Here is a 24,053-nt window from a genome sequence, read left to right as displayed (position 1 = left end):
GGGTTTTGAGATGACTTTAAAAGATATTGTCGTTGGCTTCGGCACGACAGTGCGCAGTATCTGGATGATAGGCATGCACGCCTTCGCCAAGCGCGAAACCCAGATGTATCCAGAAGAGCCGGTCTATCTGCCGCCGCGCTACCGTGGTCGTATCGTGCTGACGCGCGATCCCGACGGCGAAGAGCGTTGCGTTGCCTGTAACCTGTGTGCAGTAGCCTGCCCAGTGGGTTGTATCTCACTGCAGAAAGCGGAAACGGTTGATGGTCGTTGGTATCCGGAGTTCTTCCGCATCAACTTCTCGCGCTGCATCTTCTGCGGTCTGTGCGAAGAAGCCTGCCCGACCACGGCGATTCAGCTGACCCCCGATTTCGAGTTGGGTGAGTTCAAGCGTCAGGATCTGGTGTATGAGAAGCAGGACCTGCTGATTTCCGGTCCGGGTAAATATCCGGAGTACAACTTCTATCGCATGGCGGGTATGGCGATCGACGGGAAAGAGAAGGGCGAAGCGGAAAACGAAGCCAAGCCAATCGACGTCAAAAGCTTGTTACCTTAAGGAGCCAGGTATGGAATTTGCGTTTTATCTTTGCGGACTGGTGGCGGTGCTGACGACATTGCGCGTCATCACGCACACCAATCCGGTACATGCGCTGCTGTACCTGATTGTGTCGCTGCTTTCGATTGCGGGTGTGTTCTTCTCAATGGGCGCCTACTTTGCCGGTGCGCTGGAGATCATCGTTTACGCCGGTGCCATTATGGTGCTGTTCGTGTTCGTGGTGATGATGCTGAACCTGGGCAAAACCCAGCAGGACCAGGAGCGCGAGTGGCTGAAGCCTTCGCTGTGGATTGGGCCGGGCATCGTCTCCCTGTTGCTGCTGGTAGTGATGATTTACGCCATTAGCACCGCGCACGATCAGGGCATTGATGGCACCGTGATCGATGCGAAAGCGGTGGGTATCAGTCTGTTTGGTCCTTACGTACTGGCGGTTGAGCTGGCGTCAATGCTGCTGCTGGCCGGTCTGGTGGTGGCCTTCCATATCGGACGTGAAGAGCGTCAGGGCGAAGTGCTGAGCAATCGCCATGCTGATGCACATGCGAATAAGGAGGATCACGCATGATCCCGTTACAACACGGCCTGATGTTGGCTGCTGTGCTGTTTGTTCTCGGCCTGACCTCGCTGGTACTGCGCCGCAATTTGCTGTTCATGCTGATTGGTCTGGAGATCATGATCAACGCCGCGGCACTGGCGCTGGTGGTAGCAGGTAGCTACTGGGGACAAGCTGACGGCCAGGTGATGTACATTCTGGCGATCAGCCTCGCGGCGGCGGAAGCCAGCATTGGCCTGGCCCTGCTGCTCCAGCTCTATCGTCGTCGTCAGACGCTGAATATTGACACAGTGAGCGAGATGCGCGGATGAATCTTCTCTATTTAACCGTATTATTTCCGCTGATTGGCTTCCTGCTATTGGCGTTTTCCCGTGGTCGCTGGTCGGAGAATCTGTCGGCAGCGGTGGGAATGGGATCGGTCGGTTTGGCGGCATTGACCACCGTTTTCGTTGGAATGGATTTCTTCAGCAACGGTCAACAGCCTTTTACTCAGGCGCTGTGGACCTGGATTCAGGTCGGACACTTTGATATCAAAGTGAACCTGGTACTGGACGGCTTGTCACTGACCATGCTGTCGGTGGTCACGGGTGTCGGTTTCTTCATCCACATGTTCGCTTCATGGTACATGCGCGGTGAAGAGGGCTATTCACGCTTCTTCGCTTACACCAACCTGTTCATCGCAAGCATGGTGGTGTTGGTGCTGGCCGACAACCTGATGCTGATGTATCTCGGTTGGGAAGGCGTGGGCCTGTGTTCTTATCTGCTGATTGGCTTCTACTACAGCAACCCAGAGAACGGCAAAGCGGCGATGAAAGCCTTTATCATCACCCGTGTCGGTGACGTGTTCCTGGCATTCGCGCTGTTCATTCTTTACAACGAACTGGGTACGCTGAACTTCCGCGAGCTGGTGGAGCTGGCGCCGGCGCACTTCGCCGCTGACAACCACATGCTGCAGTGGGCAACCCTGATGCTGTTGGGTGGTGCGGTCGGTAAATCTGCACAGTTGCCGTTGCAAACGTGGCTGGCCGATGCGATGGCGGGTCCTACGCCGGTATCAGCGCTGATCCACGCCGCCACCATGGTGACCGCGGGTGTTTACCTGATTGCGCGTACCCATGGCCTGTTCCTGCTGACGCCGGAAGTGCTGCATCTGGTGGGGATTGTGGGTGCGATCACCTTAGTGCTGGCAGGCTTTGCCGCGCTGGTGCAAACCGACATCAAGCGCGTGCTGGCTTACTCTACTATGAGTCAAATCGGCTACATGTTCCTCGCGCTGGGCGTACAGGCATGGGACGCGGCCATTTTCCACTTGATGACGCACGCGTTCTTCAAAGCACTGCTGTTCCTTTCTTCTGGTTCGGTCATTCTGGCCTGCCACCACGAGCAGAACATCTTCAAAATGGGCGGCCTGCGTAAGAGCATCCCATTGGTGTACACCTGCTTCCTGGTCGGCGGCGCAGCGCTGGCGGCACTGCCGCTGATTACCGCAGGTTTCTACAGTAAAGATGAAATTCTGTTTGGTGCGCTGGCGAATGGTCACATCAATCTGATGGTGGCGGGTCTGGTCGGTGCATTCCTGACCTCAATCTACACCTTCCGCATGATCTTCATCGTGTTCCACGGCGAAGAGAAAATTCATGCGCATGCGGGCAAAGGCATTACTCACCATCTGCCACTGATTGTTCTGTTAGTGCTCTCCACCTTCGTTGGCGCCATGATTACGCCACCGCTGGCGGGCGTGCTGCCGCAGAATGAATTCGGTGAGGGCGGAAAAGTGGCGCTGGAAATCACCTCAGGCGTGGTCGCGATTGTCGGCATCCTGATTGCTGCTGCCCTGTGGCTCGGCAAACGCCAGCTGGTCACCCGCGTTGCTAACAGCGCGCCGGGCCGTTTCTTCGGCACCTGGTGGTTTGCGGCATGGGGCTTCGACTGGCTGTATGACAAGGTGTTTGTGAAACCTTATCTCGGCATTGCCTGGTTGCTGAAGCGCGATCCGCTGAACTCACTCATGAACCTGCCTGCGCTGCTGTCGCGTGTCGGTAATAAAGGCCTGGTGGTGAGCGAGAACGGTTACGTGCGCTGGTATGTGGCTTCCATGAGTGTCGGTGCCGTGGTGGTACTGGCGCTGATGCTGGTGATTTAAAGATTGATGAGCGGGGGCGAGAGGATCAAGGGTTCTTTCACCCCAGAAGCGAATGTGAAAAATTGCCTGAATGACGAAGCGTTATTGATATAGCCCGTTTCGTTGCCGTTAGTGTGCAGCAACCAAAGCGTATTTTGTACGTGAGGGTGGCGAGCGCTGACGGTGATGGAAGTGGCAAGCAAGATAACTCGAAATCAGGTTGAAAAAAGGGAAGTATGCCGTGCTATTACCTTGGCTAATAATCATACCTTTTGTTGGGGGTCTGCTTTGCTGGTTAGCAGAGCGCCTCGGCGCAAAAGTGCCGCGTTGGATCGCCATGATCACCATGGGGCTGACGCTGGCACTCGGTCTGCAGTTGTGGCTGCAGGGAGGCTATTCACTCACCCAGGCTGCTGGAATGCCGCAGTGGCAGTCGACTTTCTCGGTGCCATGGATTCCACGCTTCGGTATTAACTTCCATCTGGCTATTGACGGTTTGTCACTGCTGATGGTGGTGCTGACCGGCCTGCTCGGTTTGATGGCGGTGCTCTGTTCCTGGAATGAAATCGAGAAATATCAGGGCTTTTTCCACCTCAACCTGATGTGGATCCTCGGTGGTGTGATTGGCGTGTTCCTCTCCATCGACATGTTCCTGTTCTTCTTCTTCTGGGAAATGATGCTGGTGCCGATGTACTTCCTCATCGCGCTCTGGGGTCACAAAGCCTCTGACGGTAAAACGCGTATCAGTGCCGCAACCAAATTCTTCATCTATACCCAGGCTTCCGGTCTGGTGATGTTGATTGCGATTCTGGCGCTGGTGTTTGTGCACTACAACGCCACCGGCGTCTGGACCTTCAGCTACGAAGAACTGCTGAAAACGCCAATGTCGCACACCGTTGAATATCTGCTGATGCTCGGCTTCTTTATCGCCTTCGCCGTAAAAATGCCGGTGGTGCCTCTGCACGGCTGGTTGCCGGATGCGCACAGTCAGGCACCGACCGCCGGTTCGGTTGACCTCGCAGGTATCTTGCTGAAAACGGCGGCGTACGGTCTGCTGCGTTTCAGCCTGCCACTGTTCCCGAATGCTTCCGCAGAGTTTGCGCCGATTGCTATGTGGCTCGGTGTACTGGGTATCTTCTACGGTGCCTGGATGGCGTTCTCGCAGACGGATATCAAACGTCTGATTGCTTACACCTCCGTTTCGCACATGGGCTTCGTGCTGATTGCTATCTATACCGGCAGCCAGCTGGCGTTCCAGGGCGCGGTGATTCAGATGATTGCTCACGGCCTGTCCGCCGCAGCACTGTTCATCTTGTGTGGTCAGCTGTATGAGCGTCTGCATACCCGTGACCTGCGTCAGATGGGCGGTTTGTGGTCACGCATTAAATGGATTCCAGGCCTGTCGCTGTTCTTCGCGGTGGCCAACCTCGGTATGCCAGGCACCGGTAACTTTGTCGGCGAATTTATGATTCTGACCGGCAGTTTCCAGGTGGTGCCGGTGATTATCGTGATTGCCACCTTTGGCCTGGTGTTTGCCTCGGTGTATTCGCTGGTGATGATGCAGCGCGCTTACTACGGCGAAGCGAAATCGAAAGATCCGCTGCCGGGCATGTCACCGCGTGAATTCATGACGATCGGCGTGCTGGTGGTGCTGCTGGTTCTGCTGGGTGTTTATCCACAGCCGATCCTTGATACCTCTCACGCTGCGATGAGCAATATTCAGCAGTGGTTTACCGCTTCAATTTCAACTACAAGGCCGTAATTCGCCATGACAATAACTCCTCAACATCTGATTGCGTTACTGCCGCTGTTGATCGTCGGATTGACGGTGGTGGTGGTGATGCTGTCCATTGCGTGGCGACGCAACCACTTTGTCAATGCCACGCTGACGGTCATTGGCCTGAACGTGGCGCTGTTTTCACTGTGGTTTGTCGGTCATGTCGGCGCCATGGATGTCACGCCGCTGCTGCGCGTTGACGGCTACTCGATGTTCTACACCGCGCTGGTGCTGCTGGCCAGCCTCGCGACCTGCACCTTTGCTTATCCGTGGCTGGCCGGTTTCCCGGACAACAAAGATGAGTTCTATCTGCTGGTGCTGATCGCGGCGCTCGGTGGCATCGTGCTGGCGAGTGCCAACCATCTGGCGGCACTGTTCATCGGTATTGAACTGCTGTCACTGCCGCTGTTTGGTCTTATCGGTTACGCCTTCCGCCAGAAACGTTCGCTGGAAGCGGCGCTGAAATACATGATCTTGTCAGCGGCGGCCTCATCGTTCCTGATTTTCGGTATTGCGCTGATTTATGCCGATTCGGGCAGCCTGAGCTTCGTACAGTTAGGTAAGAGCCTGAATGACAGCATGATCCAGCAACCATTGCTGCTGGTCGGTTTGGGCATGATGATTATCGGCCTCGGCTTTAAGCTGTCACTGGTTCCGTTCCACCTGTGGACGCCAGACGTTTATCAGGGTGCGCCTGCGCCGGTTTCAACCTTCCTGGCCACCGCCAGCAAAATCGCCATCTTTGGTGTGGTGATGCGCTTGTTCCTGTACGCGCCAGTGACGGACAGCGAAGCCGTGCGCACCGTGCTGGGTGTCATCGCCTTTGTGTCGATTCTGTTCGGTAACCTGATGGCGATTTCGCAGAGCAACATCAAACGTCTGCTCGGTTACTCATCGATCGCGCACCTGGGCTATTTGCTGGTGTCGCTGATTGCGGTGAAAACCCATCAGCTGTCGCTGGAAACGGCGGGTGTGTACCTGGCGGGTTACCTGTTCAGCAGCCTCGGCGCGTTCGGTGTGGTCAGCCTGATGTCCAGCCCGTACCGTGGCCCGGATGCTGATACGCTCTACTCTTACCGTGGTCTGTTCTGGCACCGCCCGATTCTGTCAGCGGTCATGACCGTGATGATGCTGTCTCTGGCCGGTATCCCGATGACGCTGGGCTTCATTGGTAAGTTCTACGTCATTGCTTCCGGTGTGAACGCGCATCTGTGGTGGCTGACCGCGGCGGTTGTTGCTGGTAGTGCGATTGGTCTTTACTACTACCTGCGCGTTACCGTGAGCCTGTACCTCAGCCCGCCTGAGATGCACACGCGCGATCGTGATACGCCAGCAAACTGGGCCTTCACCGCCGGTGGTGTGGTGGTGCTGATCTCGGCGATTCTGGTACTGCTGTTGGGTGTCTATCCGCAGCCACTGATCTCGCTGGTACAGATGGCACAGCCGCTGATGTAAATGCGCTTTGACCTCAGGAATCAGGCCCAAGGGCCTGATTTTTTTTGCCTGTAATCTGAGAATGCGATCACGACAAGGCAATGCGGCAACCCTGTACGGCTGCTTAATACCCGCGCGCTGTGATACTCTCAGGGGATCACTTTTTTCGCTCAGACAAGGAAGCATCATGGAAATGCAATGGCTTGATTGCCACCACAGTGAACTGAGTGCACAGCAGTTGTATACCGTGCTGGCACTGCGCAATCACGTATTCATTGTGGAGCAAAACTGCCCCTATCAAGACGTAGATGGTCAGGATTTGCGAGCAGAGAATCGCCACATTATGGGCTTCCTTGACGGAAAATTATTGGCCTACGCTCGCGTGCTTACGCCCTCACTGGACAGCGCCCCGGTGCTGATTGGTCGCGTGATCGTGTCCGAAGAAGCGCGTGGCCTGAAGTTGGGCTATCGACTGATGGAGAAAGCACTGGAGAGCTGCGATACCCATTGGCCGCAACGCACTATTTATTTATCAGCGCAGGCCCATCTGGAAGGGTTTTACGGTCGTCTTGGCTTCAAAGCGGTGGGGGACGTTTACATGGAAGATAACATTCCGCACATTGGTATGCAGAAAGCGTAATGGCGAGGAATTCTCCTCGCCATTTATACCCGTCATACTTCAAATTACCGGTGAGTTGGCTGCTCTGGCTCACCCGAATCACTGACTTGAGTCAGCTCATCGGGTTCTCTCGTTTGCTGCCTTCCCGAAATTCGAACTTTTTAGGGGGATATCAGCCCGGCGTCATCTGTCGGTCATCGGTGTATTTACGCTGATCCGGCGGCGGTGGGAAATACTGATACAGCCAGGTTTCACTTAAGGTCTCATCTTTGGTGCGCAGGAACAGGCGCATATCCACCGGCTTAGTAGAGTCGCTGTTCGGATACCAGTCAAACAGAATGCGGTAGCCGTTAAGCGGCTCCACATAAAGAATCTCAACCTGCTTGATGGTGCCAGCATTGACTGTAATAACCGGCTCAATGCCTTTCGGCGCAGCGGCTTTCAGGTCGCCACCGACGAAATCAATCGCAAAGCGACGGCACCACTGATCGGGGAAGTGCTCGCCTGGCGCCCAACCTTCCGGGAAACCGCCGATGCCGGTACGTGTGGCATCGACGCGCGCCAGCCCGCTGCGCACGGGCGGCAGTTGGCTCCAGTAAAGTTTGTACTGGAAGTTAAATTCGCTGCCCGCTTTAACCGGTTCCGTTGGCTGCCAGAAGCACACCACGTTATCCAGGGTTTCACCGGTCGTCGGGATCTCCATCAGGTTGATGGCGCCTTTGCCCCACTTGCCAATCGGCTCAACCCACAGGCTTGGGCGCTTGTCGTACCAGCCAATGACATCCTGATAATCTTTGAAGTCGTGGTTGAGCTGCAGCAGACCAAAACCACGTGGGTTTTCATCTTCATAAGCATTGAATTGCAAGCGTTGTGGGTTGTTCAGCGGGCGTGCAATCCATTCCCCTTTACCGGTCCACATTGCCAGACGATCGGAGTCATGGATTTGTGGATGATAGGTATTACACATGCGACGCTCGTTGGTGCCGCAGCTAAACATACTGGTCATCGGCGAGATGCCGAGCTGACGAATGTCGTTACGGGCAAACAGGTGGTTTTCCACCTCCATCACCACGCGTTTCTCTTCGCAGTGGATAGTGAACTTGTACGCACCGGTCACGCTGGCGCCGTCCAGCAGCGCATAAACCACGAAGGTGGTGTCGTCGGCTTTCGGTGTTTCAAACCAGAAGGCGGTAAAGTCCGGGAACTCTTCGTGGCCGTTGCTAAAGGTGTTTACTGCCACACCGCGCGCTGACAAGCCGTACTGGAAGGTTTCATCAACAGCACGGAAGTAGCTCGCACCGAGGAACGAGACGATATCGCGACGCGCCAGTTCTGGCTTTTTAAACGCGCGGAAACCGGCGAAGCCCAAATCGGTTTTGCCGACCAGTTGTTGGGTATCGACGTTAGCGTTGTGGTAGTTAAACAGTTCGGGACGGAAGTGGATTTCGCGCGCTTCACGGCTATCGGCATCCACTGAGAACATGCGGATACGGCGTTTAAAGCCCATCCCCACGTGGAAGAACTGCACATCTAATTCGCGATCGGGAATGTTGTTCCACAGCGAATGGTTGGCATCGTACTGAATTTCGTTGTAGGCCTGCGGTGTCAGATTGGCCAGGGTGTCAGGAAGCGGGCCGGGTGCGCCGCCCCAGGGTTGTTTCGCCAGCGCGGAGGCTTTCTTTTTCAGTGAGTCGAAATCGAAGCGCACTGCGGTGCCGTCGGCGATGCCATCATCGGCCCAGGCGGACTGCGCAAACAGCGAGGAGAGCCCGGTCATGCCGCTTGCGGCAGAGAGGGCCATGGACGCTTTCATAAATTTTCTACGATTCATGCCGGAAATCTAATCCTTAGCTGCTCTGGTGTGTTGTGACTGTCGTAAGACGCATTACGTCTGGCTACAAGGGGATACGACAGTCGCGAAATTAAAAAATTCAGTCTGACAAAAATTTATCAGATTAATCAAATAAGCGAAGCAGATTTCACGCTGCAACAGCGCGGATTACGCAACTTTGCATTGAGTTGAGCAAAACCCAGCGTAATCCTAATCCCTTGCGTGCAGCAAATACCGAATTTATGACTATAGTTAAACGACGATAAGTGACGAGCATGGAGGAAGTATAACGTGTCATCTTCAGATCAATTTGAAACTCGCCTTGATGACGACCTGGCGCTACTGACAGAAACCCTGGAAGAAGTACTGAAATCGTCGGGCGATCCGGCCGATCAAAAGTACATCGAATTGAAACTTAAAGCGGAACAAGCACTGGAAGACGTGAAGAATCGCGTTAGCCAGGCCTCTGACAGCTATTATTACCGTGCCAAAAAAGCGGCTTACCGTGCCGACGATTATGTGCATGAAAAACCGTGGCAGGGGATCGGCATTGGCGCCGCCGCTGGCCTGTTTGTCGGTTTACTGTTGGCCCGCCGTTAAATTGTCGGGGCGTAACGCAGGTTACGCCCGATTCCTCTTTTTTACCGCTTTATCCCTCTCATTTGTCTCGAATCCTTGTTTCGCATCAACGGCGATTGTGTTTCGCCTGCGCGCTTTCTACAGTAAAGCGACAGGGATAAGGAGAATGTAACGTGATACGTGTTGAAATGCTCTCAACGGGCGATGAAGTGTTGCATGGGCAGATTGTCGATACGAATGCCGCATGGCTGGCGGATGTGCTGTTCCAGCAGGGTTTGCCAATGACCAGCCGCAGCACCGTTGGCGATGCGATGTCCTCGTTGGTGGAGACGCTGCAGAGTCGCAGCCAGATTGCCGATGTGCTGATTGTGAACGGTGGCCTTGGCCCAACCAGCGACGATCTCAGTGCGCTGGCCGCTGCCACCGCGTGTGGCACCGAATTGGTGATCCATCAGGAATGGCTGGAGAAAATGGAAGCCTGGTTTGCCAGCCGTGGACGCATCATGGCGCCGAGTAACCGCAAGCAGGCGGAAATTCCGGCGAAAGCCGAGCTGATTGATAATCCGGTGGGTACCGCGTGTGGCTTTGCACTTCAGCTCAATCGCTGCTGGATATTCTTCACGCCGGGCGTGCCGTCCGAATTTAAAGTGATGGTCGAACAGGAGATCATTCCGCGTTTGAAAGCGCGTTTTGATTTGCCAGAGCCGCCGCTGTGTTTGCGTCTGACCACCTTTGGTCGCGGCGAGAGTGATATTGCCGCCGAACTGGAGCCGTTACCGTTGCCGGAAGGTGTGGTAATGGGCTATCGCTCATCAATGCCAATCATTGAAATCAAACTCACCGGACCGGCCAGCCAACGTGTGGCGATGGAGCAGGCGTGGCAGCAGGTGAAGCTGCTGTTGGCGGAATGCACTATCTTCGAAGGCACTGTCGGTTTACCCGCTTTGTTAGCGCATGAGTTGCAACAGCGTGGTTTCCGGCTGGCGTTAAGCGAGCAATACACGGCCGGATTACTGAACTGGCAACTGGCGTCAGCGGACGTGCCGCTCAGCGCAGCAGAGATTCTGCCACCTCATGATGAATCGCTGGAAGCTCAGGTCGAGCGTACGCGCAATCTGGCCGCGCATCACGGCACGGTGTTGGCGCTGTCGGTGGGTAATCTGGAAGAGGGCGAAGTGGCGATTGCGCTGCATACGCCGGAAGCCAGCTGGGGCCAGCGCGTGAAGTTCACCCATGGGCGTCACAATGCGGAAACCCGGCAGAAAGTCGTGGCGATGATGGCGATGAACATGTTGCGTCGGTGGCTGCACGGCAGTGAAGTCAGTACCGGGCATGGCTGGATTGATGTGCTGGAAGCCGTGAAACAGTAAGTGTATGGGCAGGCTTTGCGATGAATTTCACCGGGTCGCCATTGATGGCGACCCGGTGCTTATAGCTCGATCTCAATCTCCCCTTTGGCGCGGCAGCAGCAGGGCAAAATCTCGCCCTGTTGAATAAACGCCAATGGGGTTTCCGCGTAAGCCACTTCGCCTTTCAGCAAACGCATCCGGCACGATCCGCAGTAGCCTTCACGACACTGAAACTCCACGCACACGTTGTGCGCTTCCAATGCAGCAAGCAGATTGGGATGATCTTCTGCGCACTCCAGCCGGGAGCCGGAACTGCGCAGAATAACAACAGAACGGCTCATGCTTACAGCTGGAAGTCGTTGAAGTCGTCTTCGCCGACTTCGGCATCAATCTGACCCACCAGGTAAGAACTGACTTCCACTTCCTGCGGTGCCACCTGCACGTTATCCGATACCAACCAGGAGTTGATCCATGGAATCGGGTTAGAGCGCGTCTGGAACGGCAGATCGAGACCTACAGCCTGCATGCGGATGTTGGTGATGTACTCAATGTACTGGCACAGAATGTCTTTGTTCAAACCGATCATTGAGCCACCGCTGAACAGATAATCTGCCCACTCTTTCTCTTGCTCGGCGGCTTTCTTGAACAGGTCGAAACACTCATCACGACACTCGGCAGCGATCTCTTTCATTTCAGGATCATCTTCACCGGTGCGCAGCAGGTTCAGCATGTGCTGAGTGCCGGTCAGGTGCAGAGCCTCATCGCGCGCAATCAGTTTGATGATTTTGGCGTTACCTTCCATCAGCTCGCGCTCGGCGAAGGCGAATGAACAGGCGAAGCTCACGTAGAAGCGAATCGCTTCCAGTGCGTTAACGCTCATCAGGCAGATATACAGCTGCTTTTTCAGCGCACGCAGATTCACGGTCACGGTTTTACCCGCCACTTCGTGTGTGCCTTCTCCCAGCAGATGCCAGTAGCTGGTCATCTCGATCAGATCGTCGTAATACTTCGAGATATCCTGCGCGCGCGCCAGAATCTGCTCGTTAGTCACGATGTCGTCGAACACCAATGAAGGATCGTTGACGATATTACGGATGATATGGGTGTAAGAGCGCGAGTGGATGGTCTCAGAGAACGCCCAGGTTTCGATCCAGGTTTCAAGTTCTGGAATAGAAATCAGTGGCAGCAGGGCCACGTTAGGGCTGCGACCCTGGATTGAATCCAGCAGCGTCTGATACTTCAGGTTGCTGATAAAGATGTGTTTTTCGTGATCTGGCAGTGCCTGATAATCGATACGATCGCGTGAGACGTCCACTTCTTCTGGACGCCAGAAGAAGGAGAGCTGCTTTTCGATCAGCTTTTCAAAGATGTCATATTTCTGCTGGTCGAAACGGGCAACGTTCACTGACTGGCCGAAGAACATCGGTTCTAACAGCTGGTCGTTTTTGTTCTGCGAAAATGTGGTGTAAGCCATGGCTAAGTCCAAAAGTGATGAGGGCCGACCATTGCCGGCCCTGACAAGATAGGGCGTCTGACTAATTAAATCTTACAAGCGCCGCTTTCGCAGCCGTCATCCTGAATGGAAGGAGCCAGGTCGTCCTGCGCATCTTCCGCACCATCACGGGTGTTTTGGTAGTACAGGGTTTTCACGCCAAATTTATACGCGGTCAGCAGATCTTTCAGCAGCTGTTTCATTGGCACTTTGCCATTGGCGAAACGGCTTGGATCGTAGTTGGTGTTCGACGAAATCGCCTGATCGATAAATTTCTGCATCACACCAACCAACTGCAAGTAACCGTCGTTAGATGGCATTTCCCACAGCAGTTCGTACTGATCTTTCAGACGCTCATACTCTGGCACCACCTGACGCAGAATACCGTCTTTGGATGCTTTGATGCTGATGTGACCGCGTGGTGGCTCGATACCGTTGGTGGCGTTTGAAATCTGCGATGAGGTTTCAGACGGCATCAGGGCAGAGAGCGTGGAGTTGCGCAGGCCGTGCGTAACGATCGACTCACGCAGCGCTTCCCAATCCAGGTGCAGCGGCTCGCTACAAACGGCGTCGAGATCCTTTTTATAGGTATCGATCGGCAGAATGCCCTGCGAGTAAGTGGTCTCTTTAAACCACGTACAGGCACCTTGCTCTTTCGCCAGCTCGTTCGAGGCTTTCAGCAGGTAATACTGAATGGCTTCAAAGGTTTTATGCGTCAGGTTGTTGGCGCTGCCATCAGAGTAACGCACGCCGTTTTTCGCCAGATAGTAAGCGTAGTTAATCACGCCAATACCCAGAGTACGACGGCCCATTGCGCCGCGTTTTGCCGCAGGAATTGGGTAATCCTGATAATCCAGCAGCGCATCCAGTGCACGAACTGCGAGGGTTGCCAGCTCTTCCAGATCGTCGAGGCTGTCAATCGCACCGAGGTTAAAGGCAGACAGCGTACACAACGCGATTTCGCCGCTTTCGTCATTCACATCGTTCAGCGGTTTGGTTGGCAGCGCGATTTCCAGGCACAGGTTAGACTGGCGGACGGGCGCGATAGCCGGATCAAATGGGCTGTGGGTGTTGCAGTGATCGACGTTCTGGATGTAGATACGGCCAGTAGAAGCACGTTCCTGCATCATCAGTGAGAACAGCTCAACCGCTTTCACGCGCTGTTTGCGGATGCTGTCGTCTTTCTCGTATTTGGTGTACAGACGCTCAAACTCGTCCTGATCGGCGAAGAACGCATCGTACAGGCCTGGCACGTCAGACGGGCTGAACAGGGTGATCTCTTCACCTTTCAACAGACGGGTATACATCAGCTTGTTGATCTGTACGCCGTAGTCCATGTGACGTACGCGGTTGCCTTCAACGCCACGGTTGTTTTTCAGCACCAGCAGGCTTTCCACTTCCAGATGCCACATCGGGTAGAACAGGGTGGCTGCACCGCCACGCACGCCGCCTTGTGAGCACGACTTCACTGCCGTCTGGAAATGCTTATAGAACGGGATACAGCCGGTATGGAAGGCTTCACCGCCACGGATCGGGCTGCCCAGCGCACGAATGCGACCGGCGTTGATACCGATACCGGCACGCTGCGACACGTATTTCACGATGGCGCTAGAGGTGGCATTGATGGAATCAAGGCTGTCACCACACTCGATCAGTACGCAAGAGCTGAACTGACGCGTTGGGGTACGTACGCCCGACATGATTGGCGTCGGCAGTGAGATCTTGAAGGTAGACACGGCATCATAGAAGCGACGCACGTAATCCATACGCGTATCACGTGGATAACCGGAGAACAGGCATGCAGCAACCAGAATATACAGGAACTGGGCACTCTCGTAGATTTCACCGCTCACACGGTTCTGCGCCAGGTATTTACCTTCCAGCTGCTTCACCGCAGCGTAGGAGAAGTTCATGTCGCGCCAGTGGTCGATGAAACCGTCCATCTGCTCGAACTCTTCTACGCTGTAATCTTCCAGCAGGTGACGATCGTATTTGCCCATCTCAACCATTTTCACTACCTGATCGTACAGCTTCGGCGGCTCAAACTGGCCGTAAGCTTTTTTACGCAGGTGGAAGATGGCGAGGCGAGCAGCCAGGTACTGGTAATCCGGCGCATCACGGGAGATCAGGTCTGCAGCGGCCTTGATGATGGTCTCGTGGATATCAGAAGTACGAATTCCATCGTAGAACTGAATGTGGGAGCGCAACTCAACCTGAGACACGGAGACGTTATTCAGCCCTTCAGCGGCCCAATCCAGTACTCGGTGAATCTTGTCGAGATCAATGCGCTCCTGGCGGCCATCGCGTTTAGTAACGAGCAGACTTTGGTTCATGTCGCGTGTTTACCTGTCCATGAAAGAGTGAGTTATCCCCCATCTATTCACAAGGTCTATGCACAAGCCGCTCGTTGTGAGTAAGCCTGTGGATAAACACTATATATAGGGGGTGCGGGAAGTTTGAACAACAATATGGTGAGTATTCTAGTCAGCATTCTGATCATCACAAGAGTTGATTTTCGCGAAAAAATCCGTCCAGGGGGGTGGCGAAATTCCTGGATCCCCATTCCGTAAGGCCTGCCAATGGTGTCAACTGCCAACGACTTTTTTTTCACTTTTTGATCGAGCGCGTGTTTATTGCTCAAAGCTTCTCATCACGGAAATTTCTGAAGTCAAAAAAGCCCTGACAAGGCCGTCAGTAGCGAACTTATCTAAAATTGCTTATGAATTTTTTGTGACCAATGCAGCCTACAAAAAAGCGTGGTACGCGTCTAAAAGGAAATTGATCTGGATAGCAGTGAGTTACAAACCTGGTGCTTTCCACATTGAGGTGGTTAACCCACTGTCCACCAGGGTGAGTTGGTCGGCATAGATTTTCTGCCAGTTGGCTTTTTGCTGTTGATAGAGTTGGTGGTGTTCTGCGTTGGGGTGAAATTCGCGCTCCCAGCGGACTAACTGCTGTCCGGTTTCCTGCAAACTGCGGTAAACCCCAGCGGCAACACCTGCAGCGATAGCGCAGCCCAGGGCGGTGGCTTCTTTTACCTGCGGCACTTTGACCGTCAGCCCCGTGACATCGCTCAAAATCTGGCTCCACAATTTGCCCTTCGCACCGCCACCGGCAAACACGATCTGTGAGGTTTGGACACCGGAAAAGGCGGCCACCTGATCCAGATTGCAGGCCGAAACAATCGCTGCATTCTCTTCCAGCGCACGGAAGAGCGTCTGTTTATTGCAGCGTTCGGGATCGATGGAAAGATTAATAAAGGAAGGCGCAGCGTGATACCACTTGTTGAAGTGCATCGCATCTGAGAACACCGGCATCACGCCCCACGAACCGGCGGGGACGCGAGCCGCCATCTCTTCCAGCAGGCTGTAGCAATCCACACCAAGGCGCTCCGCCAGCAGTTTCTCTTCGCCGCAAAAGGCATCACGGAACCAGCGCATGGTTAGGCCGGTAAAGAAACTGATCGCTTCCGCCTGTGCCATACCGGGGATCACATGCGGATTCACGCGAATGTTCATTTGAGGATCAACCTGTGGTTGCGGCAAGTTCACGACTTGTTGCCAGAAAGTGCCCCCCAGCACAGCCGTTTCCCCCGCATTCACGACGCCTAACCCCAGAGTGCCAAGCTGCACATCGCCGCCGCCCATGCCAACCACCGTGCCTTGCTCAAGACCACACTGGCGAGCGGCTTCGGCCGTAATCTCTCCTAGCTTGCTGCCGGTTTCGGCTACCGGGGACAAGATATCCCCGCGCAATCCCGCCATCTCTAACAGATCAGGGCGCCATTGCCGCGTGTGTAAATCCAGCAGGCCAGTCGTGCCGGCGTTCGATGGGTCCACGGCGAGTTCACCGCTGAGACATTTCGCCAGCCAATCGCTGATCATGGTTAAGGTGGCGGCCTGACGATAAACATCAGGTCGATGATGTGCCAGCCACAGCAGACGCGGCATCGCGCCCAGTGCCAGCGTTTGTCCTGAACACTGATAGATTTCTCGCTCAAACTGGCCGTGGTGAATTTCCTTAAGTTCACTCACCTCGCGGCTGGCACGGGCATCCACGTTGGCACACGCCCAAATCGCTTCGCCCGCTTTGTTGTAAAGCACAATACCTTCGCGCATTGAACAGCAGGCCACGCTCCGTATCGCCCTGGCTGGCAATTGTGACTGTTGCAGCACCTGTCGAATGCACTGACAGGCAAGTTGCCAGTTGTGCTCGAGATCAAACTCCATTGATCCTGGCACATCGGGCAGGGCGAGGTGCCGCCATTCAGCTTGCGCCACTGCAACTTGCTCACCCTGAAGATTGAAAATCACGGCGCGAATGCTACCGGTGCCGGCGTCGAGCGCCATCAGATGTGGGGCGTGTGTCATCACGAAACTCCTGTTGAAAAGGAAAGAGTGCTCCACACCGACGGCCCAACGGGTGTTACTGCAAAGATAGTTGTGCGCGAGCGTTTTCACCTCCAGATGAAGGGCTTAGCCCATCGTTGAAAGTTTGAACTGTGATCGCTGCGAGAGTTTTATTCAGCGAGCCTGGCCAGGCTTGCCACTCTGCAAATCGTGATGAAAGGAACAAGCCGATGGAAGTAACGCTGGTAGAGATCAACGTGAGGCCCGACTGTATCGACGAATTTTTGCGGGTGTTTAAGCTCAATCATTTAGGGGCACTGCAGGAGCCTGGCAATCTGCGTTTTGACGTTTTGCAGGACAGTAGTGAGGCGACACGCTTCTTTATTTATGAAGCTTATGCGGATGAGGCCGCGGTGTTAGCACACAAGAAAACGCCGCACTATCTGGCCTGCGTCGAGGCGCTAGAGGCGCTGATGAGCGAACCGAGAAAGAAAACCGCGTTTAAGGGGATTTTTCCCGAGTAAGGACGTTCATCATTTCGCCTTAACACTTAGAGGCATGACTTGTTGAACTCTTGAATGAGCAATGACTAAGAGATGCACCACTGCCACAGAGACGATCCAAAGCCATGATCAACGTTCAGGGCCAGTAAAGCCCCGCCCGAAGAGCAAAGCGTCCGCCGCAGGGATGCGGCGGCCGATCTGCATGGATGCGTGTTTCCTTTGCGATCGGGCGGGGCTTTACTGGCTTATGCATCGATCCCACAGCGGCGATTCGCCAATCCACGCAAAAAACTCAATCCTGACGATGCGTATGCACCATATAGTTCACATCCACACCACGCCCCAGACGGAACTGATTAGTCAGCGGATTGTAGTGCAGGCCAATCATGCCTCTCTCGCGTAATGGCGTCTCATCAACCCAATTCAGCAACTCTGAGGGACGGATAAACTTTTTCACGTCATGCGTGCCGCGCGGCACCATGCGCATCACGTATTCGGCACCGAACACTGCCAGTAACCATGCCTTTGGATTGCGGTTAATGGTGGAGAAGAACACTTCGCCACCCGGCTTCACCAACTGCGCGCAAGCCAGCACCACAGAACGTGGGTCTGGGACGTGTTCCAGCATTTCCATACAGGTCACCACGTCATAGGCGCCCGCATGGCTGACCGCATGATCTTCCACGGTCTGCTGCACATAGTTCACGCTCACACCGCTCTCTAGCGCATGTAACCGTGCCACTTCCAGCGGCTCGGCGCCCATGTCCAGCCCGGTTACGTTGGCCCCTTCACGCGCCATGCTCTCCGCTAAAATACCGCCGCCGCAGCCGACATCCAGCACCTTCTTACCAAACAGGCCATTGCTGTGCTGGGCAATCCAGCCAAGACGCAGGGGATTGATGCGGTGTAACGGCTTAAATTCACCCTCTAAATCCCACCAGCGCGATGCGACCGCTTCAAACTTGGCAATCTCAGCGTGGTCGACGTTTTGGCGGCTTTCCTGCGGTTGTTCACTCATTGAATCACGACTCCTGACAAAATATTCCCTCAGTATAAACGCTTAACTCTTGCTAGCGCATCTCTCACCTGCAAGGAAAAGCGGCATTAAACCCCGCTTTACGTTCACCGAGAGCAACCACTGTGATATACTTTCGCACCATTAAAAACCGGCATTATGTAGAGGGATAGCGGCTCCATGAGCGACCTTGCGAGAGAAATTACACCGGTCAATATCGAAGAAGAGTTAAAAAACTCCTACCTCGATTACGCCATGTCGGTCATCGTTGGCCGAGCTTTACCCGATGTGCGTGATGGCTTGAAGCCGGTGCACCGCCGTGTGCTTTTTGCCATGAGCGAACTGGGTAACGACTGGAACAAAGCTTATAAGAAATCGGCCCGTGTGGTCGGTGACGTGATCGGTAAATATCACCCACACGGTGATTCCGCGGTATACGAAAGTATCGTTCGTATGGCCCAGCCGTTCTCCCTGCGCTACATGCTGGTAGATGGTCAGGGTAACTTCGGTTCCGTTGATGGCGACTCCGCCGCAGCGATGCGTTATACCGAAGTGCGTATGGCGAAGATCTCTTCTGAACTGCTGGCGGACCTCGAAAAAGAGACCGTCGATTTTGTGCCGAACTACGATGGCACCGAGCAGATTCCTGAAGTTCTGCCGACCAAAATTCCTAACCTGCTGGTGAACGGCTCGTCCGGTATCGCCGTGGGTATGGCGACCAACATTCCACCGCACAACCTGACGGAAGTGATCAACGGCTGCCTCGCCTTCATCGAAGACGAAGACATCACTGTTGAAGGCCTGATGGAACACATCACCGGCCCTGACTTCCCGACTGCGGCGTTCATCAACGGTCGTCGTGGTATCGAAGAAGCCTATCGCACCGGTCGCGGTAAAATTTACATCCGCGCACGCGGTGAGATTGAAACCGACGCAAAAACCGGCCGCGAAACCATCATCGTCAATGAAATCCCGTATCAGGTAAACAAAGCGCGCCTGATCGAGAAAATTGCCGAGCTGGTAAAAGAGAAGCGTGTTGAAGGCATCAGCGGCCTGCGTGATGAATCTGACAAAGACGGTATGCGTATCGTCATCGAGATCAAACGCGATGCGGTCGGTGAAGTGGTGCTCAACAACCTCTATTCGCTGACGCAACTGCAAGTCTCCTTCGGCATCAACATGGTGGCACTGCATCAGGGCCAGCCGAAGATCATGACGCTGAAAGGCATCATTGAAGCCTTCGTGCGCCACCGCCGTGAAGTGGTGACGCGCCGTACCATTTTCGAACTGCGCAAAGCGCGTGACCGTGCACACATCCTTGAAGGTCTGGCCATTGCGCTGGCCAACATCGATCCGATTATCGAACTGATTCGTCGTGCACCCACCCCAGCTGAAGCGAAAGCGGGCCTGTTGGCACAGCCATGGGATCTGGGCAACGTAGCCACCATGCTGGAACGCGCGGGCGATGACGCAGCACGTCCAGAATGGCTGGAAGCCCAGTTCGGTATTCGTGACGGTCAGTACTACCTGACTGAACAGCAAGCTCAGGCAATTCTGGATCTGCGTCTGCAGAAACTGACCGGCCTTGAGCACGAAAAGCTGCTCGACGAATACAAAGAACTGCTGGACCAGATCGCAGAACTGATCCACATCCTGCAGAGCGCCGAGCGTCTGATGGAAGTCATCCGCGAAGAGCTGGTGGCAATGCGCGATCAGTTTGGTGACGAGCGTCGTACTGAAATTACCGCCAACAGCGCCGACATCAACATTGAAGACCTGATTAATCAGGAAGATGTTGTGGTCACGCTGTCGCATCAGGGTTATGTCAAATACCAGCCGCTGACTGACTATGAAGCGCAGCGTCGTGGTGGCAAAGGCAAATCCGCAGCACGTATTAAAGAAGAAGACTTTATTGATCGTCTGCTGGTGGCCAACACCCACGACACCATTCTGTGCTTCTCCAGCCGTGGCCGCCTCTACTGGATGAAAGTTTACCAGTTGCCAGAAGCGAGCCGTGGTGCACGTGGTCGCCCAATTGTTAACCTGCTGCCACTGGAAGCCAACGAACGTATCACCGCTATTCTGCCAGTGCGTGAGTACACCGAAGGCTTTAACATCTTCATGGCCACCGCTGACGGTACCGTGAAGAAAACCGCTCTGCAGGAATTTAGCCGCCCACGTAGCGCCGGTATCATCGCCATCAACCTGCGTGAAGATGATGAATTGATCGGTGTTGCACTGACCAACGGTAGCGATGAAGCGATGCTGTTCTCTGCAGCGGGTAAAGTGGTGCGCTTCGCTGAGACCGCAGTACGTGCCATGGGCCGTTCAGCCTCGGGCGTGCGTGGTATCAAGCTGGCCGAAGGCGATAAAGTGGTTTCCCTGATCGTGCCACGTGAAGAGGGCGCCATCCTCACCGTGACGCAAAATGGTTACGGTAAGCGTACGGCGAATAGCGAATACCCAACCAAGTCGCGTGCAACACAGGGTGTTATCTCGATTAAAGTCACCGAACGTAACGGGCCAGTGATTGGCGCGGTGCAGGTGGTGGATGGCGATCAGATTATGATGATCACCGATGCCGGTACGCTGGTGCGTACCCGCGTATCAGAAGTCAGCGTAGTCGGACGTAACACCCAGGGCGTGATTCTGATTCGTACCGCTGAAGACGAAAACGTTGTGGGTCTGCAACGTGTCGCTGAGCCGGTGGAAGAGGAAGAACTCGACGCCATCGACGGCAGCGTCGCAGAAGGCGAAGAGGATATCGCGCCAGAAGTCGACAACGACGACGATGCACCTGAAGTGGATGAAGAAGAGTAATCCGCAGCGGTGAAGAACAGCGGCAGGTCAGGGCAACCGACCTGCCGTTTTTTTATCTGAGTTTTACTCCCAAAGTCGCGCACCAACTGGCTTTTTCGGGCCGATAAAGCTAGTGTATGAGAGTTTTTCAACTTCCTGACAACCCCTTACCGCCAGTGAGCCTCTTTTGAAATATCTCGTCTCCTTTCGCACCACGCTTCGCATCTCGCGCTATCTGTTCCGTGCGCTGGCGCTGCTGCTTTGGACGCTGGGTGCGTTGCTGACCACTTTTTTCATCATCAACGTGCTACACGAGAAAGAGAATGCGGTACGTCAGGAGTTTGCGACCAATTATGGCCAGGCCGAATGGTATGTACGCCATTCTGCTGACGTGATGCGTGAACTGAAGTACATCACGGAAAACCGTCTGAGCAACAGCAGCAATGGTCTTGATGTGCTGAATGGCCTGCCTGCCGGCAAAAGTACCTTGCCGCAGTTCACGCCGCTGTTTTCCGATGGTGACTGCACCTCAATGAGCAATACCTGGCGCAACTCGCTCGATTCGCTGGGCTACTTCATCAATTACTGGAAAAGCAACTTTGCCTCCGCCTACGAACTCAACCGGGTGTTCTTTATTGGTGGTGAAAACCAGTGTCTGGCCGATTTTGCCATTGGTAATAACAATTCGGTCGATCGTGAACGTAGCCTGAAAGCACTGCGTGAGCGTGTGCTGCACTATCGCAGCGGCAACGAAGAAGAACGCCGTAATCCGATGTATTGGATCACACCGAGCAGCCAGCCTGGCGTCGGTAATTTCTATATGGTGATGCCGGTGTATGTGGCTAACAAGCTACAGGCGTTGCTGGGCGTGGAACAAAATATCCGTCTTGATGAGTTTATTCAGCCAGGCGGATTGCCGCTGGTTGCCACCATCACTGACGAGAATTATCGCCCGCTGTTGAGTTCGCGACGCGGTGGGCCGGGTTATGCGTTGGATGATCTGCCGGATGACAGCACCTGGTTTGGCTATCTCAATAGCTATCACCAACTGGTGCTGAAAAAGCCGCTGCCGCCCTCCAATCTCAACGTCGTGTGGTCGCTTTCAACCGATGTGCTGGTGGATCAGCTCAAGCTCATGCTGATTAACGCCCTGTTGCTGAACATCCTCAGTGCGCTGATCCTGTTTACGCTGGCATGGGTTTTCGAACGTCGCATGTTCCTGCCGGCGGAAGACAACGCACATCGGCTGGAAGAGCACGAGCAGTTCAACCGCAAAATTGTCGCTTCGGCACCGGTTGGCATCTGTATTTTGCGCACCAGCGATGGCACCAATATTCTGAGTAACGAACTGGCGCATAACTACCTGACGCTGCTGACGCAGGAAGATCGCCAGCGTCTGAATGAGATTATCGGGGGGCAGCAGGTCAACTTTGTCGATGTGCTCACTGGCACCAATACCAACCTGCAAATCAGCTTTGTGCATTCACGCTATCGTAATGAAAACGTAGCGATTTGCGTGCTGGTAGACGTCTCAGCGCGTGTGCGTATGGAGCAGTCGTTGCAGGAGATGGCGCATGCGGCAGAGCAGGCCAGCCAGTCCAAATCCATGTTCCTTGCCACCGTCAGCCATGAGCTGCGTACCCCGCTGTACGGCATTATCGGTAACCTCGACCTGCTGCAAACCAAATCGTTGCCGAAAGGCGTCGAATCGCTGGTAACGGCGATGAACAACTCCTCGAGCCTGCTGCTGAAAATTATCAGTGATATTCTCGATTTCTCGAAAATTGAGTCGGAGCAGCTGAAAATTGAGCCGCGCCCGTTCTCGCCACGTGAGGTGGTCAATCACATCGCCAGCAACTATCTGTCGCTGGTGGTGCGTAAACGCCTGACGTTATATGTCATGATTGAAAACGATGTGCCGCTGACGATGGATGGCGATCCAATGCGTCTGCAGCAGGTCATTTCTAACCTGCTGAATAACGCCATCAAGTTCACCCATACTGGCTGCATTATTCTGCATGCCTATGTCAAAGATGGTTATTTAGCCTTCCGCGTGCGCGATACCGGCGTCGGTATTCCTGCGAAAGAAGTGACGCGTCTGTTCGATCCCTTCTTCCAGGTGGGCTCTGGCGTACAGCGCAATTTCCAGGGCACCGGGCTGGGTCTGGCAATCTGTGAAAAGCTGATCAACATGATGGACGGTGATATTGAGGTCGACTCTGAGCCGGGCATGGGTAGCCAGTTTATCATCCGTATCCCCATTTACGCGGGACAACAGCCTGCGCCGCCGCTGCTGGATGGTTTGCAGGAAAAAGCCATCTGGCTGGATATGCGCAATGATTATCTCGCGGTCTTCCTGCTACGTCTGTTGCAGCAACAGGGTATTACGATCGCGCATTATCAGGGCAATGCCGGTAGCGACGATGTGATTATTAGCGACCATCAGGATACGGTGCCACAGGCCGTGCGCGCGCAGATTCACATCTGTGGTCAGCATATCGACATGCCGCAGGAAACCGCGCCGGGTCAGTGGGTGCAGAGCAGTGCGATGCTGCACGATCTGCCTTCATTACTTGGCCGCATCTATCGCATCAATATTGATAGCGAAACCAGCACGCCGTTGCAGTTGGCCGCACCGCAAGAGGCCAACCGTTACGATGACATTATGGTACTGATTGTTGATGATCACCCGATTAACCGTATGTTGCTCTCTGAGCAGCTCGGCACACTGGGCTATCAAACCAAAACCGCACAGGATGGGGTCGATGCGCTGAACGTGCTGAGCCGTAATCACATTGATATTGTGCTGAGTGACGTCAATATGCCGAATATGGATGGTTATCGCCTGACGCAGCGCCTGCGTCAGCTGGGCCATGCCTTCCCGGTGATTGGGGTAACGGCCAATGCGTTGGCAGAAGAGAAGCAACGCTGTATGGATGCCGGGATGGATAACTGCCTATCCAAGCCTGTTACGCTTGATGTGTTGAAATCCACGTTGGCAACCTATGCCGAGCGGGTAAGAAAAAGCAGGAAAGGGTAGTACAAAAGAACAGGCGCACCGAATGAAGTGAACCCCTTAAC

18 protein-coding genes are annotated in these 24,053 nt (G+C 54.4%); 12 read left to right on the top strand and 6 right to left on the bottom strand.

Annotated elements, in window-relative coordinates; all coding sequences use genetic code 11:
- Window positions 1–10: 10 nt before the first annotated feature.
- The 7 genes from nuoI to VH86_RS00060 all read left to right on the top strand — a co-directional run bounded on the left by nuoI (window position 11) and on the right by VH86_RS00060 (window position 7,076).
- Window positions 11–553: an NADH-quinone oxidoreductase subunit NuoI gene (gene nuoI, locus VH86_RS00090; RefSeq protein WP_034825061.1), complete on the top strand. Its 543-nt coding sequence runs from the start codon at window positions 11–13 to the stop codon at window positions 551–553.
- A gap of 10 nt (window positions 554–563) precedes the next feature.
- Entirely contained in the window at window positions 564–1,115 is a 552-nt protein-coding gene (gene nuoJ / locus VH86_RS00085; RefSeq protein WP_034825059.1) for an NADH-quinone oxidoreductase subunit J, read from the top strand.
- Complete coding sequence (gene nuoK, locus VH86_RS00080; protein ID WP_034825057.1) at window positions 1,112–1,414, top strand: NADH-quinone oxidoreductase subunit NuoK; 303 nt, start codon at window positions 1,112–1,114, stop codon at window positions 1,412–1,414. Before nuoJ ends, nuoK begins: the two co-directional genes overlap by 4 nt.
- Complete coding sequence (gene nuoL / locus VH86_RS00075) at window positions 1,411–3,246, top strand: NADH-quinone oxidoreductase subunit L (RefSeq protein ID WP_045831531.1); 1,836 nt, start codon at window positions 1,411–1,413, stop codon at window positions 3,244–3,246. The genes nuoK and nuoL overlap by 4 nt, the downstream gene beginning before the upstream one ends.
- Window positions 3,247–3,466: 220 nt before the next feature.
- Window positions 3,467–4,987, top strand: a complete 1,521-nt coding sequence (gene nuoM, locus VH86_RS00070; RefSeq protein ID WP_045813694.1) for an NADH-quinone oxidoreductase subunit M — start codon at window positions 3,467–3,469, stop codon at window positions 4,985–4,987.
- Window positions 4,988–4,993: 6 nt separating this feature from the next.
- A complete protein-coding gene (gene nuoN / locus VH86_RS00065; protein ID WP_034825051.1) occupies window positions 4,994–6,457 on the top strand; it encodes an NADH-quinone oxidoreductase subunit NuoN in 1,464 nt (487 codons plus the stop codon).
- 166 nt (window positions 6,458–6,623) lie between these two features.
- Window positions 6,624–7,076, top strand: a complete 453-nt coding sequence (locus tag VH86_RS00060) for a GNAT family N-acetyltransferase (protein WP_038645762.1) — start codon at window positions 6,624–6,626, stop codon at window positions 7,074–7,076.
- 151 nt (window positions 7,077–7,227) lie between these two features.
- On the opposite strand, the gene VH86_RS00055 is transcribed toward VH86_RS00060, so the two are convergent.
- Window positions 7,228–8,886 (bottom strand): glucan biosynthesis protein D, encoded by a 1,659-nt coding sequence (locus VH86_RS00055; RefSeq protein WP_045813641.1) that lies wholly within the window; start codon window positions 8,884–8,886, stop codon window positions 7,228–7,230.
- Between the two features lie 291 nt (window positions 8,887–9,177).
- Here VH86_RS00055 and elaB point away from each other — a divergent pair, with 291 nt between their 5' ends.
- Both elaB and VH86_RS00045 read left to right on the top strand, forming a co-directional pair.
- Window positions 9,178–9,486, top strand: a complete 309-nt coding sequence (gene elaB / locus VH86_RS00050; protein WP_034825045.1) for a stress response protein ElaB — start codon at window positions 9,178–9,180, stop codon at window positions 9,484–9,486.
- Window positions 9,487–9,638: 152 nt separating this feature from the next.
- On the top strand, window positions 9,639–10,835 hold the full coding sequence (locus VH86_RS00045) for a nicotinamide mononucleotide deamidase-related protein YfaY (protein ID WP_045831530.1): 1,197 nt from the start codon (window positions 9,639–9,641) through the stop codon (window positions 10,833–10,835).
- A 59-nt stretch (window positions 10,836–10,894) separates the two neighbouring features.
- On the opposite strand, the gene yfaE is transcribed toward VH86_RS00045, so the two are convergent.
- The 4 genes from yfaE to lsrK form a co-directional block, all read right to left on the bottom strand.
- Window positions 10,895–11,155: a class I ribonucleotide reductase maintenance protein YfaE gene (gene yfaE / locus VH86_RS00040; protein WP_045813639.1), complete on the bottom strand. Its 261-nt coding sequence runs from the start codon at window positions 11,153–11,155 to the stop codon at window positions 10,895–10,897.
- Window positions 11,156–11,157: 2 nt separating this feature from the next.
- Window positions 11,158–12,288, bottom strand: coding sequence for a class Ia ribonucleoside-diphosphate reductase subunit beta (gene nrdB / locus VH86_RS00035; RefSeq protein ID WP_034825039.1), 1,131 nt, complete (start codon window positions 12,286–12,288; stop codon window positions 11,158–11,160).
- A gap of 65 nt (window positions 12,289–12,353) precedes the next feature.
- On the bottom strand, window positions 12,354–14,639 hold the full coding sequence (gene nrdA, locus VH86_RS00030; protein ID WP_045831529.1) for a class 1a ribonucleoside-diphosphate reductase subunit alpha: 2,286 nt from the start codon (window positions 14,637–14,639) through the stop codon (window positions 12,354–12,356).
- A 465-nt stretch (window positions 14,640–15,104) separates the two neighbouring features.
- Window positions 15,105–16,676 (bottom strand): autoinducer-2 kinase, encoded by a 1,572-nt coding sequence (lsrK, locus tag VH86_RS00025; RefSeq protein WP_045831528.1) that lies wholly within the window; start codon window positions 16,674–16,676, stop codon window positions 15,105–15,107.
- 209 nt (window positions 16,677–16,885) lie between these two features.
- On the opposite strand from lsrK, the gene lsrG reads away from it, so the two are divergent.
- Window positions 16,886–17,179: a (4S)-4-hydroxy-5-phosphonooxypentane-2,3-dione isomerase gene (lsrG, locus tag VH86_RS00020; RefSeq protein ID WP_045831527.1), complete on the top strand. Its 294-nt coding sequence runs from the start codon at window positions 16,886–16,888 to the stop codon at window positions 17,177–17,179.
- Window positions 17,180–17,450: 271 nt separating this feature from the next.
- Here lsrG and ubiG read toward each other — a convergent pair whose 3' ends face one another.
- Window positions 17,451–18,176 carry a bifunctional 2-polyprenyl-6-hydroxyphenol methylase/3-demethylubiquinol 3-O-methyltransferase UbiG gene (gene ubiG / locus VH86_RS00015; RefSeq protein WP_038645776.1) on the bottom strand — a complete coding sequence of 242 codons (726 nt, stop codon included), beginning with the start codon at window positions 18,174–18,176 and terminating at the stop codon, window positions 17,451–17,453.
- 177 nt (window positions 18,177–18,353) lie between these two features.
- On the opposite strand from ubiG, the gene gyrA reads away from it, so the two are divergent.
- The gene (gyrA, locus tag VH86_RS00010; RefSeq protein WP_038645778.1) at window positions 18,354–20,993 is read left to right on the top strand and encodes a DNA topoisomerase (ATP-hydrolyzing) subunit A; all 2,640 of its coding nucleotides are present in this window, start codon (window positions 18,354–18,356) and stop codon (window positions 20,991–20,993) included.
- A gap of 166 nt (window positions 20,994–21,159) precedes the next feature.
- Window positions 21,160–24,012 carry a two-component system sensor histidine kinase RcsC gene (gene rcsC / locus VH86_RS00005; protein WP_038645780.1) on the top strand — a complete coding sequence of 951 codons (2,853 nt, stop codon included), beginning with the start codon at window positions 21,160–21,162 and terminating at the stop codon, window positions 24,010–24,012.
- Window positions 24,013–24,053: the final 41 nt, after the last annotated feature.

It is taken from the genome of Pantoea sp. BL1, assembly GCF_000963985.1.
In the GTDB taxonomy this organism is placed as follows: Bacteria; Pseudomonadota; Gammaproteobacteria; order Enterobacterales; family Enterobacteriaceae; genus Pantoea; species Pantoea rwandensis_B.
The sequence above is the reverse complement of the archived record's forward strand: the minus strand, read 5'-3'. Positions and strand labels throughout refer to the sequence as shown.

Bases quoted from the DNA above. Each gene is read 5' to 3' on its own strand.
- nuoI (WP_034825061.1), top strand. From the start codon at position 11: ATGACTTTAAAAGATATTGTCGTTGGCTTCGGCACGACAGTGCGCAGT.
- nrdA (WP_045831529.1), bottom strand. From the start codon at position 14,639: ATGAACCAAAGTCTGCTCGTTACTAAACGCGATGGCCGCCAGGAGCGC.
- VH86_RS00055 (WP_045813641.1), bottom strand. From the start codon at position 8,886: ATGAATCGTAGAAAATTTATGAAAGCGTCCATGGCCCTCTCTGCCGCA.
- ubiG (WP_038645776.1), bottom strand. From the start codon at position 18,176: ATGAGTGAACAACCGCAGGAAAGCCGCCAAAACGTCGACCACGCTGAG.
- yfaE (WP_045813639.1), bottom strand. From the start codon at position 11,155: ATGAGCCGTTCTGTTGTTATTCTGCGCAGTTCCGGCTCCCGGCTGGAG.
- lsrG (WP_045831527.1), top strand. From the start codon at position 16,886: ATGGAAGTAACGCTGGTAGAGATCAACGTGAGGCCCGACTGTATCGAC.
- nuoL (WP_045831531.1), top strand. From the start codon at position 1,411: ATGAATCTTCTCTATTTAACCGTATTATTTCCGCTGATTGGCTTCCTG.
- nuoN (WP_034825051.1), top strand. From the start codon at position 4,994: ATGACAATAACTCCTCAACATCTGATTGCGTTACTGCCGCTGTTGATC.
- nuoK (WP_034825057.1), top strand. From the start codon at position 1,112: ATGATCCCGTTACAACACGGCCTGATGTTGGCTGCTGTGCTGTTTGTT.
- gyrA (WP_038645778.1), top strand. From the start codon at position 18,354: ATGAGCGACCTTGCGAGAGAAATTACACCGGTCAATATCGAAGAAGAG.
- VH86_RS00060 (WP_038645762.1), top strand. From the start codon at position 6,624: ATGGAAATGCAATGGCTTGATTGCCACCACAGTGAACTGAGTGCACAG.
- nrdB (WP_034825039.1), bottom strand. From the start codon at position 12,288: ATGGCTTACACCACATTTTCGCAGAACAAAAACGACCAGCTGTTAGAA.
- nuoJ (WP_034825059.1), top strand. From the start codon at position 564: ATGGAATTTGCGTTTTATCTTTGCGGACTGGTGGCGGTGCTGACGACA.
- lsrK (WP_045831528.1), bottom strand. From the start codon at position 16,676: ATGACACACGCCCCACATCTGATGGCGCTCGACGCCGGCACCGGTAGC.